General features: G+C 65.6%; 5 protein-coding genes. 3 read left to right on the top strand and 2 right to left on the bottom strand.

Going from position 1 to position 13487, the window contains the following annotated elements; translation table 11 throughout:
• The first annotated feature begins 3 nt into the window (after positions 1–3).
• The 3 genes from CKW07_RS00865 to CKW07_RS00855 are packed head-to-tail and all read left to right on the top strand — an operon-like array spanning position 4 to position 3752.
• Positions 4–582 (top strand): GNAT family N-acetyltransferase, encoded by a 579-nt coding sequence (locus tag CKW07_RS00865; protein ID WP_095143587.1) that lies wholly within the window; start codon positions 4–6, stop codon positions 580–582.
• Between the two features lie 35 nt (positions 583–617).
• Positions 618–2705 carry a capsular polysaccharide biosynthesis protein gene (locus tag CKW07_RS00860; RefSeq protein WP_176465261.1) on the top strand — a complete coding sequence of 696 codons (2088 nt, stop codon included), beginning with the start codon at positions 618–620 and terminating at the stop codon, positions 2703–2705.
• A gap of 3 nt (positions 2706–2708) precedes the next feature.
• Complete coding sequence (locus CKW07_RS00855) at positions 2709–3752, top strand: phytanoyl-CoA dioxygenase family protein (RefSeq protein ID WP_095143165.1); 1044 nt, start codon at positions 2709–2711, stop codon at positions 3750–3752.
• 348 nt (positions 3753–4100) lie between these two features.
• On the opposite strand, the gene CKW07_RS00850 is transcribed toward CKW07_RS00855, so the two are convergent.
• A complete protein-coding gene (locus tag CKW07_RS00850; RefSeq protein ID WP_095143164.1) occupies positions 4101–5453 on the bottom strand; it encodes an aminotransferase class I/II-fold pyridoxal phosphate-dependent enzyme in 1353 nt (450 codons plus the stop codon).
• 22 nt (positions 5454–5475) lie between these two features.
• Complete coding sequence (locus CKW07_RS00845) at positions 5476–12999, bottom strand: type I polyketide synthase (protein ID WP_095143163.1); 7524 nt, start codon at positions 12997–12999, stop codon at positions 5476–5478.
• Positions 13000–13487 lie beyond the last annotated feature (488 nt).

Here is a 13487-nt window from a genome sequence, read left to right as displayed (position 1 = left end):
GCCGTGGTGACGATCGTACTGGGATCGAGCCTGGCGCCGGACCTGACCGCCGACCCCGCGCTGTCGCGGATCGTCACGGACGGTCGCGGCTCGCTGGCGTTTATTCTCGGCGATACCGCCTGCCGCCAGCGCCTGCTCGGCACCAGCATTCACTGGGACCGGGTGCTGCTGGCCTTCGAAGACGGTCAGGCGCAGGGCTATGCCGCGTTCAAGCATCACCTGCGCGGCCCCTTTGCCCTGCGCTCGCAACCCTTTGTCCGCGAATTCGGCTGGTTGCGCGGCTGGCTGCGCTTTGCCGCGTTCTGTCTGAGCGAGTGGCGCGAATGGCGCTACCCGTTTCTGCTGTACGGCCTGCGCGTGAACAAAACCGCACGCCAGCATGGCGTCGGCTCGGCACTGGTCCAGGCGTGTTGCGCACAGGCCGCGGCCAGCGGTTTCAAGGACGTGTTCCTGGAAGTGCCACTGGACAACCAGCGAGCGCGCGAACTGTACCTGCATAACGGCTTCCGTTTGCTGCGCAAACGCTGGGTGCCGTGGCCACCGGTGCGCACCATGCACCGACGCGCGGAGCCCGTCCTTTGAACGGCCTCGACAGACCCGCGATCACCCTGCAGCCAATGGTCGAAGGCCCCGGCTGGATCGGCATCATGTCCCAGTGGGTGGCGTGGAAGGTCCTGCACCTGCCGCAATTCCTCGGGCCGGAAGGCTCGCCCTTCTGGCTGTGGCGGCGTGGGCGGCATGCCCCCAAGGGCCTGAAAGCCATTGCCGGCATTGGCTACAAGCACTCCTCGGCCCAGGCCCGGGTGTTGTGTCAGCGTTGGGGCTTGCCCTACATCGCTCTGGAAGACGGATTCCTGCGCTCTTCGTCCCTGGGCATCGAGGGCGACACGCCGATGTCGATGGTGGTCGATCCGGTGGGTATCCATTACCTGGCCGACCGCCCTTCACTGCTGGAAAACATCCTGCAGGAGCCGGACAGCCTCAGCCCTGAGGAGCTCGACAGCGCCCGGCAACTGATCGCGCTGATGCGCAGCAGCGGCATCGGCAAGTACAACAATGCCCCGGACCTGGACCCGGACGACCCGCTGGGCCGTGAGCGACCCCTGGTGCTGGTGGTGGACCAGACCGCCGGGGACTACTCGATTCCTGGCGGTGGCCTGTGTGAGGCCGACTACGTGCGCATGCTCGATGCGGCCCTGGCGGAAAACCCGGACGCCGAGGTGCGGGTGCGCATTCACCCGGACTGCGTGGGCGGACAAAAGCCCAGTTGCCTGCTGGCGGCCGCCACGGCGCGAGGGGTAAGCCTTGAGAGTCGCCCGGTGTCCTGGGCCTCGCTGGCTCGGCGCGCCCGACGGGTGTACATCGGCACCAGCCAGGCCGGGCTCGAAGCCTTGATCCAGGGCGTGCCGGTGACCTGCTTCGGCCTGCCCTTCTATGCCGGCTGGGGCCTGACGGACGATCGCATGCCGATCCCCCGACGGCAGGCACGGCCGGACCTGGTGCAACTGGTGGCCGCCGCCTACCTGCGCTATTGCCGTTATGTCGACCCGCTCACCGGCCAACCCACCGACGCCTTGACCGTGGCCCACCAACTGGCCCGCAAGAAAGCCCGGGACGCCGAGTTCGCCGGGAGCATCACCGTGCTCGGGGTCAAGCGTCACAAGCAGCACAACATGCGGCGCTTTTTCGAAAGCCGCTGGGGTCGCTTGGACTTCGCCGAGGACAGCCCGACGCTGCTCCAGGAGATCGCCGCCAAGCGCGGCAAGCTGCTGGTGTGGGCCGCTCGCGAACCGGCCGACCTCAAGGTTCGCGCTGCCGCACTCGGGGTGCCGTTGTGGCGCGTCGAAGACGGTTTTCTGCGTTCCAGGGGGCTTGGCGCGCTGAACGCACCGGCCCTGTCGCTGGTGCTCGACCGCAGCGGCATGCACTTCGATGCCAGCGCCAGCTGTGACCTGGAACACTTGCTGGAACACGGGGACTTCGACGCCGACAGCCTCGCCGAAGCCGCCCGCCTGCGCGAGCGGATCGTGACCGGCGGCACCAGCAAGTACAACCTCAAGATCGACGCCGATCACCCGGTGTGCGCACGACCTGGCCAACGGCGGATTCTGGTACCCGGCCAAGTGGAAGACGACGCCTCGCTGCTGTGCAGTGGCGGCACCTTGCACGACAATCTCGAACTGCTCAGACAAGTGCGGGCCAGCGCGCCAGACGCCTGGATCGTCTACAAGCCGCACCCGGATGTGGAAGCCGGAAAACGCCAGGGCGCCGTGCCTGCGCAGCTGCTGCACGGGCTGGCCGACCAGGTGCTGCCCGGTGCCGACATCGCCCGCCTGTATGCCCAGGTCGACGAAGTACACACCCTCAGTTCCACTTCGGGCTTCGAGGCCTTGCTGCGTGGCCTGACGGTGGTGACCTACGGCACGCCCTTCTATGCCGGCTGGGGCCTGACCCGTGACCACCAGCCTTTGCCGCGCCGGACCCGGCGCCTGACCCTGGACCAGTTGGTAGCCGGCGCCCTGTTGCGCTATGCGCGCTATGCCGACCCCCAGCAAGCTTTGCCCTGCGATGCGTGGCATGCCCTGGCATGCCTGTCGACCCCTCGCCCGCCGCGCCTGACGCACCATCCGCGTCTGCTGCCGCTGCTCAATTACACCCGGACCATGCTCGGCTGCGCCCGCGCAGCGGTCCCCCTCAAGGATTAGACCATGCCTGCATCACTGAAGGACCTGGGCCGCTACGCGGCACTGCCCTGGCATTGCCTGCAATTGCTGACCCACGCCAAATCGTTCGAGAACAACCCGGTAATCGGCAGCGCCCGGCTCAATGCCCTGGGCCTGCACGTGCAACGCCGCCAACTGGCCATGAGCATGGCCGCCATGCGGCGCCGGGCCCTGGCGCCACGGCTGGATGCCGGGGAGCTTGCCAGCTTCGAGGAGCAGGGGTTTTTCGTTCGCGAGAACGCGTTGCCCGCCGAACAGTTCGCCGCCCTGCGTGCCGAACTGGGTGACCTGCGCAGCACCGGCTGGGAAATGCGCCAGGGCAAGGCCGTGACCCGGCGGGTCAGCCTGGACCAGGATGTCCTGGCCCGAAACCCGGCCAGCGCTGCCTTTGTGGCCGACCGCAGTGTGCGTGACCTGATTGCCTATGCCTCGTCGAACACCGGCGGGATCACCTATCAGTTGCAGTCGATCGTGATCGATGGAGTGAATGCCGAGCAGGACCCGCAAACCCGCCTGCACGCCGACACCTTCCATCCGACCGCCAAGGCCTGGCTGTTTCTCGATGACGTGGCCGACGACCAGGGGCCGTTCAGTTACGTCCCGGGCTCCCATCGCCTGACACCTGAACGGCTGGCCTGGGAGTATCGCCAGAGCCTCGGCGCGGCACGCTCCGACGAGCAGATGCACCGCGAGGGCTCGTTCCGCATTCACGAACACGAACTGGCCGGGCTCGGCCTGCCGGCACCGCGACGCTTTTCGGTACCGGCCAACACCCTGGTGGTGGCGGACACCTCGGGCTTCCACGCCCGCTGCCCAAGCCTGCGCCCCAGCCACCGGGTGGAAATCTACGCCAGCCTGCGCCGCAACCCGTTCATCCCCTGGCGCGGCGCCCACCTGTTCGCCCTGCCCTGGATCGCCAACCACCACATGCGCTGGGACATCCGCCTCAAGCGCCTGATGGGCTTCGACAAACGCAGCCACTGGCGCTTCATCGAACAGCTCAACGCCTACGAAAAGCCGTATATCTGATCCGCAACGGCCGCGGCGTGCCGCTCAATCAAGCCTAAACGTCGTCTCTGTGGCGAGGGAGCTTGCGGTCTTGCAGTTTTGGGCAATCCCGTTCAGTTAGAGAACGCCGACCTTTGTAGGAGCGAGCGCGCTCGCGATGAACTCAAGGGCCACGCGTTTATTCAGAAAATACGCGTATTCGTTGACGCCCATCGCGAGCGCTCGAGCGTCGACCGGCTGCTCCTACACGGGCGGTCTCAATGCCTTAGCTGAGCAGCATTGGGCGACCTTTTTGGGGGGCTGCCAGGCAGCCCGTGAAAACGCGCTGGCTCCTGGCGGCGATCCGACGATAAACGATAACCCGCCGCGTCAGCCGATCCTGGCCATTTCCTCAGCAACGATGGCCACGGTGCGGGTGATTTGCGCTTCGGTGTGTTCGCAGGAAACGAAGAAACGCACCCGCGCCGCGTGCTCCGGGACAGCCGGGTACAAGATCGGCTGGGCATTGATGCCCCGGTCGAACAGGGCGCTGGAGAGCCGCCCGGCCTTGAACGAGCTGCCGGTGATCACCGGGATCACCGCAAGCCCGGTACTGGTGGCCGTGTCGAGGCCCGCCTCTTTGGCCAGGCGCAGGAACAATTCACCACGGGCCTGTACCGCCTGCACCCGCTCACGATCCTGAGCCAGGCACTGCAGCGCCGCCAGCGCCGCCGCCGTGACTGACGGCGGCATGCCCACGCTGTAGAGGAAGCCCGGCGCGAGGAACTTCAGGTGCTCGACCAACGCCGTGTTGCCGGCAATGTAGCCGCCGCAACTGGCGAGGGTCTTGCTCAGGGTACCCATCCAGATATCCACGTCATCGCCCGCCAGGCCGAAGTGCTCGCGAATACCTTTGCCGGTTGCTCCCATCACCCCCAGCGAATGCGCCTCATCGACCATCAGGAAGGTCTTGTGCTTGCGCTTGAGTTCGACGAAGCGCGGCAGGTCCGGGTAATCGCCGTCCATGCTGTAGATCCCTTCGACCACCACCAGCACCCGCTCAAAGTGCTGGCGCTGCTCACCGAGGATTCGGTCCAGCGCTTGCCAGTCGTTGTGGGCAAAGCTCAGGCGACGCGCACCGGACAACTGGATGCCCTGCAGCACACTGTTGTGAATCAGTTCGTCGTGCAGCACCAGGTCCCGGGGGCCGAACAGATAGCCGATGGTGGTCACGTTGGTGGCATGGCCACTGACAAACACCACCGCATCATCAACCTCGTACAGACTGGCCAGCTCGCGTTCCAGCTCACGGTGCAACGGGCGATCGCCCGACACCGGACGACTGGCCGACACCGAAGTGCCGTACCGGTCGATCGCTGCCTTGGCCGCCTCGGCCACCACCGGGTGACCGGAATAACCGAGGTAGTTGTAGCTGGCGAAGTTGACGTATTCACGGTTGCCGATACAGGTCTCGGCACCCGCCGTCCCTTCGTGCATGCGAAAGAACGGGTTGGCCAGGCCCAGGCGCGCGGCGCTCTGCTGTATCACGCGCAACTGCTGATAACCGGGGTGCTGGTCGAAGCGATAAAACGCTTCGGGCACTTTCAGCGCGGCCTGTTGCGCTTGCTCCAGAGTCGCACCACCCGCCGTGTCGCCCGCCTCGCTGCGACGGCGTTCCAGCGCTTGCTGGATCAGCCGTTGCTTGATACCGACACTCAGGCCGGTGGTCGTTGTTGCAGTCATCGGGCTATCACTCAATCAAACATCACTCAATCAATCGGTTGGGTGCCGCGGCTCTGTCGGCCAGTTCGGCGTTCATCTCGGCCATTTGCTCGCGGCTCAATTCGCTGCCGTGGCGAGCCAGTACGTTCTCGGCCAGGGCCACAGGCGCCGGGGCTTCATCAGCCCCCGCTTCACCGCGCAGCAGGTCAAGAATGCGCACACTGAGCTTGTCGATGCTGGAACTCTCGCTGAGCTCCATCACCGGCAGGCGAACGCCGAAGCGCTCTTCCAGCGCCACCACCAACTCGACGCTCATCAACGAGTCCAGCCCCAGTTCCTGCAACGGGCGCTGGGGGTCCAGGCGGGCCGCCGGCAGCCGGAGGATCTCGCAGACCTCGTGCTTGAGCAATTCGACGAAACGCTCCAGCAGTTGCTCGTCATCAAGCTCGAGCAGCATGCGCTGGATGTCCTCGGCGTCATTGTCGTCGTCCTGATCCCCGCCGTGGGCGCGGACCAGTTCTTGGAAACGCGGGGTCGCCGCGCTCGGCAGGAAGCGCGACAAGGCCTTCCATTCCAGCTCCAGCACGCCGATGCCGTCATCACCACCGAGCAGCATCTGCTCCAGGTGCGCCAGGGCCACGTCGGCCCGCAACGCAGCACCGCCCATGCGGCTTTGCAGGGCGTCCTTGATCTGCTCGTTACGAGCCAGGAAGCCCACGTCGTCGATGGCGCCCCAGAGTACGGCCGTGGCGGCCAGGCCTTGACCGCGACGATGGCGGGCCAGGGCTTCGAGCCAATGGTTGGCCGCGACGTAGTTGGCTTGGCCGGGGTTGCCGAACAGGGTGGTGGCCGAGGAGAACATCACGAAGAAGTCCAACGGCAACTCACGGGTCAGTTCATGCAGGTATTGCGCACCCTTGGCCTTGGGCTCCAGCACGCGCTGCAGTTGCTCGGCGTCGAGGTTGCGGATCAGACCGTCGTCGATCACCGTCGCCGCGTGCACCAGGCCGCGCAGCGGATACGGGCTGGCGGCGATGCGCTGGAACACGCCTCGCAGCTGCTGCACATCGGTGATGTCGCACGCCAGCGCCTGCACATCGATGCCCAGGGCCTGCCAGGCCGCCAGGCTCGGCTGAGCCTCGACACTGGCCGGGCCACGACGACCGAGCAGCACTAAGTGCCGGGCGCCCTTGTCCACCAGCCATTGGGCGGTGCGCAAGCCGAAACCGCCCAGGCCACCCGTGACCAGGTAGGTCGCCTCGCCACTGAGTTGCAGCTGTTGCAACGGCTGTTCGCGGGTTTCCACCAACTGCTCGATCGGGTTGCCATAGGTCACCACGATCTTGCCGATCTGCCGCGCCTGCTGCATGTAGCGGAATGCCTCGACCACATGGTTGGCATCGAATTCGCGGAATGGCAGCGGATGCAAAATGCCCTGCTCGAACAGCGCCATCATTTGCCCGAACAAACGCCGCGTCAGGTCCGGACGCTCGCTCATCAACTGGTCGGCGTCGATGCCGAAGTAGCTGATGTTATTGCGGAACGGCCGCAGGCCAATCCGGGTGTTCTGGTAAAAGTCGCGCTTGCCCAGCTCCAGGAAGCGACCGAACGGCTTGAGCACCCGCAAGTTGCGGTTGATCGCCTCGCCAGCCAGGGAGTTGAGGACCACGTCGACGCCACGGCCACCGGTCACGGCCAGCACTTCGTCGGCGTAGGCCAGGGAGCGGGAGTCGAACACCTTGTCGACACCGAGCAGGCGCAGGAAGTCGCGTTTCTCGTCGCTGCCGGCGGTGGCGTAGATCTCTGCACCGCACCACTTGGCGATCTGGATCGCGGCAATGCCGACGCCGCCGGCTGCGCCGTGGATCAGCACCTTTTCGCCCGGCTCCAGACGTGCCAGATGATGCAGGGCGTAGTACACGGTGAAGAAGGTACTCGGGATGGTGGCCGCCGCTTCGAACGACATGCCTTCGGGAATCCGCGCCACGGCATTGGCGTTGGTCACCAAACGGTTGGCGAAACTGCGTGGGCCGAAACCCACCACACGGTCGCCCGGGGCGAAATCGCCGAGCACTGCGGCGCCCTTGCCGTGGACCACGCCGGAGAATTCAAAGCCCATGGTCGGACCGGAGAAACCGTTCTCGATGGCTTCATCGGACAACAGGCCGAGGGCGAACATCACGTCACGGAAGTTCAGGCCGGTGGCGCGTACCTCAATGTCCAGCTCGTCCGCAGCCGGCGGCGTCAGCGCCCGGGCTTCCCAACGCAGGTTGCGCAATTGCCCCGGCAAATCAAAGCCCAGGCTGATACGCGTGTCGCCATCGCGAGCGACACCGTGTTGCTCTTGCAGAACACGCAAGCGTGGCACATAACGCTGACCGTCGGCACTGATCGCCAGTTCGGTCTCGGCATCGGCGTGCAGCAGCGCCGGGATCAGGCTGACAATCGGCGCCTTGAAGGCCAGGTCGAGCAGCCGGATGCGGCAGCTGGCGGACTCGTTCGCCAGGGTCCGGCCAAAGCCCCAGAACGCGGCATCGGCGATGGCGTCGACGTCTGTGGCCGTATCGGCACCATAGAAGTGACCGGCCGCACCACGGGTCAGCAGCCAGCATGACGGGGCCATGCCCAACGACTCGCACGCCTGGACCAGCGCGGCGGCCTGCAGGCAACGAGCACCCTGGGCATCCAGCCCCTGGTCGCCGTCGAAACCGACCAGGTGCAGCACCTGCTCCGGCGCCTGATCCAGGGCGGCCAGTTGTTGCGCCAAGGCCCGGGCATCGCCCGGAACCAGCAGGCTGACCTGCTGGCCTTGCTCACGCAGGGCCTGGGCCAACGCTTCAGCAGCGCCCTGCCCGGCCTCGGCCAGCAGCGCCCAGCGCTGTGGCGCTGTCTCGCCCCGCGGGCTCATCGCGCCCGCCGGTTTATCGGCCAGTAGCAGGTAACTGCCACAGGCAGTGCCCGGCAAGGCTTCAAGGGTGTGTGTCAGGGTCAAGCCGTGGCGTTGCACTTCATGCTGCCAGAACTGCGGACGCTGCTGGCGTGACAACGCCTGCTCCGGGCCGGCCAGCCACCAGTCGGCCTGGGCACCGAACACGAAGTCGGCCCAGCGCGCCGGATGTTGTGCCAGCAACGCCAGCTGCCCGTGAGGGTTGAGCTGGCTCGCCGCCTGACGCAGGGCTTCGCCCACGGTATCCAGGGCGGCCAGGTCGGTCGGCATGAGCACCCAGTCGTAGCCGCTGCCCTGCGCCAATTGATCAAAGCCCAGGACATCCAGGGCCGGACAATCAACGCGCAGCATTTGCGCCAGCTCCGGCTCTTGCACGCAATAGCTGTAATCGACACGATCGAAATCGATCCCGGCGTACAACGACTCGGCGAAGGATGGCCCGCCAAAGCCCAGTTCCAGCACCCGCAGGCGCTGCCCGGCCGGCAATGCCGCCAGGCGCTGGGCGAGGGTTTCGCGCAGACCGGCAAGCACGCGCTGCTGACCGGACGCCCCCAGCACCAGACGCAACAGGTTGGCGCCGCTGGTTTCCCTCGGCAGCAATTGCTCAAGGGGCTGACGACCGTCGAGCAATGCCTGCAAATGGCGGCCGATACGACCCACCGAATGAATGATCTGGAAGTGTTCCGGGTAGCTCTGGAACAACTCCTGCCAGATGGCCTCGGACGCTGGGCGCTCACCCGTCTCGACAACGTGCCAGGTGCCGTCGGCATCGCGGCTCAGGCTGCCGTCTTCCAGGCCATGACGCAGCAGCGTCGACAGGTAGTCGCTCGGCACGCCGTCCTGCTGCGACCACAGGGCAACCTGCTCGGCGCTCAAATGGCCACCGGCCTGGTCGATCAGGTCCAGCACGAAGCTTGAACACAGGGCATCGAGCAGCGGCTCGACCTCATTGAGGTAACGGGCCTGCACCGGCTCGTCACCCAACCCTTGTAGATGAGCGGCCAGCGGAGTGCTGCCGTGCGCTTCACGCAGTACGGGCACCACCTGGCCTGGCGCGGCGAGGCCGACATGGGCCAGGCGCTTGATGTCGCCGGAGCGGTCGCGCTGCAGGCGCACCCCACGGAAACGGGCATCCTTGATAAACAGCACGGCGTCGCCCGCGGCGTCGTACAGGGTGAAGTCCACCAGCAACGAATGCTCGGTGCGCTTGAGCTGCCGCACCTCGGCCAGGCACGGCACACCGCCGGCCTTGGCAAAGGCGATGCGGCCGAGCTTGACCGGAATGAACGCCAGGCCCTTGTTGCTGCCAGGCGTGCCGACCAGCAACTCGGTGATCAACTGGAATGCACCATCGAGCAAGGCCGGGTGCAAATGCAGCGCGGCCAGCTCATGGGTGATGGCGTCGGGCACGCTCAGTTGCGCAAGGACGCGCGCCGGCTCGACCCACACCGCCGCGACGGCCTGGTAGGCCGGGCCATAGTTCAGGCCGACCGCACGGGTCAGCGCCAGGTGCTGCTCACCCGTGAAGTCCGCCGGGCGTTGCGGCAGCGCCGGGGCACGACCGCCCAGCATCACGCCACGGGCTTCGCCAGGCAGGCGGGCGACCACGTGCTGCACCCACTCTTCACGCTGGGCCAGGCTGCGGGACGTGATGTGCAGGGTGCCATCGGCTTCCTCGATGCTGACCCGGATCTTCTTGCTGCCTTCGTGCCCCAGCAGCAGCGGGTTATGAATTTCCAGCTCTTCGATGTCGACGAACTCGCCCGGCTGGTGCAACAAGGCCACGGCCAGTGCCAGCTCGGTGAAACCGGCGCCGGGGAACAGCACCGCGTCACCGACCTTGTGGTCGCCCAGGGTCGGGAACAGTTGCGTGTCGAGGCGGTTTTCCCAGGTCAGGGTGCGGTCGGGCAGTGTGTAGCCCAGCAGCGGATGCACACGCTCGCGTTGCAGCACACCGAACGACTCGGCGCTGACGGGCAACTGGAAATGCTCGCGTTGCCAGGCGTAGTTCGGCAGACGCAGGTTGTTACCGGCCACCGGGAAATGGGCCTGCCAATCCGGCTCGGCACCGGCAATCAGCAACCTGGCGACGCATCGCTCCAGCAGCGCAGGGCTGTCGTCCTTGCGCTGCAGCGTGGCAAGCACCTGACCGGGCAGCTCGCGCTGGGTCAGGGCATCGGTCACATAAGAGCGCAGGATCGGGTGCGGACCGACTTCGACGAACAGGTTGAAACCCCGCTCCAGCAGCGCGTCCATCGCGCCCTGGAACAACACCGGGAAGCGGATGTTCTGCCACCAGTAACGGCTGTCCAGACGCTGACCGTCCAGTTCGCCACCCACTACCGTGGAGTAAAAAGGAATGCGACCGCTGCACGGACGAATGTGAGCCAGGTCGGCGATGACCTGTTGCTCGATCGGATTCATTGCCGGGGAGTGGAAGGCGTAGTCCAGGTCCAGGCGACGAACGAACACCTGACGCTCGGTCAGCACCTGCTCCAGCTCGGCCAGGGCCTCGACGGGACCTGCGACCGTGGCGCCGCGGGCGCTGTTTTCGCCCGCCACCACCAGACGGTCGTCCAGGCCCAGTTCCACCAGCACGCTCGCGGTGGCTTCGCCCGACAGCCCCACGGCCGCCATCTTGCCGTTGCCGCGGGTCAGCCCTTGCAGGCGACTGCGATGGAAGATCACCTGGGTGGCGTCTTCCAGGCTCAGGGCACCACTGGCCCAGGCCGCGGCCACTTCGCCAACGCTGTGGCCGATCACGGCCGCCGGATGGAAGCCCTGCGCCGCCAGCACGCGGGTGACCGCGACTTGCAAGGCGAACAGCGCCGGTTGCGCGATCTCGGTGCGCACATAACGGTCATCGCCGTTTTCCCCCAGCAGCTCGGCGCGCAGCGAATAGCCCGCCAATGGCTGGAACAGCCCGTCGACCTCGGTCACCGCCGCTTCGAACAGCGGATGGTCGAGCATCGCCCGGCCCATGCCCTGCCACTGCGAACCGTTACCGGAATAGACGAACACCGGGCCCTGGACCTTGTCCAGTGCCTGGCCAACCTCGACCACCGAGCTCAGTTCGCTGAGGCTCGGGTCCTGGGCATAGTCCGCCAGGGCCTGGGCGGCCTCGGCCGGATCGGAGCCGATCAACAGCAAGCGATGCGGGTGCGCGTCACGACGGAACATGGCCTGGTAGGCCACATCGTAGTAATTGATCTGTGGGTGTGCTGCCAGGTATTCGGCAAAGCCCTCGGCCGTGGCACGCAGGCCTTCGGCATCCTTGGCACTGAGCAACAACGGCAGGCGCCGGGCCTGTGTCGACGCAGCGGCCGCAGGCACGGACTCGACGCTCTGCAAAATCACGTGAGCGTTGGCACCACCGAAACCGAACGAGTTGATACCGACGGTCAACTGCCCTTCGGGCTTGAGCGTACGGTTTTCGGTGACCACCTGCAGGTTCAGGTCGGCAAACGCAATGTTCGGATTGAGCGCCTCGACCCCGATGGTCGCCGGGACCTCCCGCTGGATCAGGCAGTTGAGGGCCTTCATCAATCCGGCTACGCCAGAGGCGGCTTCGAGGTGACCGAGGTTGCTCTTGATCGAACCGATGGGCAGCGGATTACCCGCCCCCCGGGCCTGGCCCAGAGCCTCGCCGATGGCGCGGGTCTCGATCGGGTCACCAACGGCCGTACCGGTGCCGTGGGCTTCCAGATAGTCGAGTCGGGACGGATCGATCCCGGCCTTGGCATAGGTGCTCTTGAGCAGAGCTGCCTGGGCATCGGCACTCGGCAGGGTCAGGCTCGACTTGCGACCGTCGGTGTTCACCGCGCTGGCAGCGACCACCGCGAGGATCGGGTTGCCGTCGGCCACGGCCTGGTCGTAGTCCTTGAGCAGGAACAGACCACCGCCCTCGGAGCGCGCGTAACCGTCACCGTTCTGATCGAAGGATTGGCAACGCCCGGTACGCGACAGCATCGAGGCCTTGGCGAAAATCATGAAGCCGAACGGGTGCATGTGCAGGCTGATGCCGCCAGTCACCGCCTGATCGATATCGCCGCTGATGATCGCCTGGCAGGCCTGGTGAAAGGCCACCAGCGAAGACGAGCACGCGGTGTCGATCGCCATGCTCGGGCCACGCAGGTCGTAGAAGAACGACAGGCGGTTGGCGGCAATGCTCATGGTGTTGCCAGTGGCCGTGGCGGCATCGATCGACGCCAGGTCTTCCACCAGGCGATAGGCCTGCTCGACACCGGCGATCCCCAGGTACACACCGCAATTGCTGCCGCGCAGGCTCGAGGGCTTGATGCCCGCGTTCTCGAAGGTTTCCCAGCACATTTCCAGGAGGAAGCGCTGTTGCGGGTCCATCACCGCCGCTTCCCGTGGCGAGATGTTGAAGAAGCCCGCATCGAAGGCACTGATGTCGCCCAGGCTACCGGCGGCAAAGGTATAACTGGTGGCCGGGTTGGCTTTATCCGGGTGCAGGAATTCGGCGTGATCCCAGCGCGAGGCGTCGACCTGGGTCACCAGGTCCCGCCCTGCCATCAGGTTCTGCCAGAAATTGCTGGTCGTGGAACCGGGGAAACGAAAAGAACAACCAACAATTGCTACCTGTCTAGGCTTTGTCAAAATCCATTCCTTTAAAACACTACCGAACACCGTCCCATCCAGCGGACAGCCGCATGCCTGGCCGATATATTTTGGGCAAGTCGTTAAACGTTACCTGAGGATTATTCTGTGATCTGGAGGTTACCTTGCCAAGCACCTGTGGAAAGCAAGACAAGTCACCTAAACGCTGGGCGTAGGAAGTCTGCAGAAAATATGTCGGGATAATACGCGGTCTGGACGGCCAGGGAAAACCCTAAGCGGTGGTTGCGGCATGAAATGTTCGGGATGGTTCACATGGCGAGATTCAGTCGGGCGTCAGGCCGCAGACTGCTGACTGAGTGTCACTTGCCACATTCGGCCAAGAAGCGCCCCTTCGCAGCCGTCTGATGGCACTCAAGCATTCAAGTCTGGCCAGGCACGAACCCGTACACCCTCGTGCCCGCCTCTATTCAGACATCCCTGTCCCTATCGACGGCGCCAGGGTTAGCCCAGGTACCGGCAGGCCCGTT

Origin of the sequence: Pseudomonas sp. Irchel s3b6, from assembly GCF_900187415.1 — a bacterium.
In the GTDB taxonomy this organism is placed as follows: domain Bacteria; phylum Pseudomonadota; class Gammaproteobacteria; order Pseudomonadales; family Pseudomonadaceae; genus Aquipseudomonas.
This window is presented reverse-complemented; position numbering and strand designations above follow the sequence as displayed.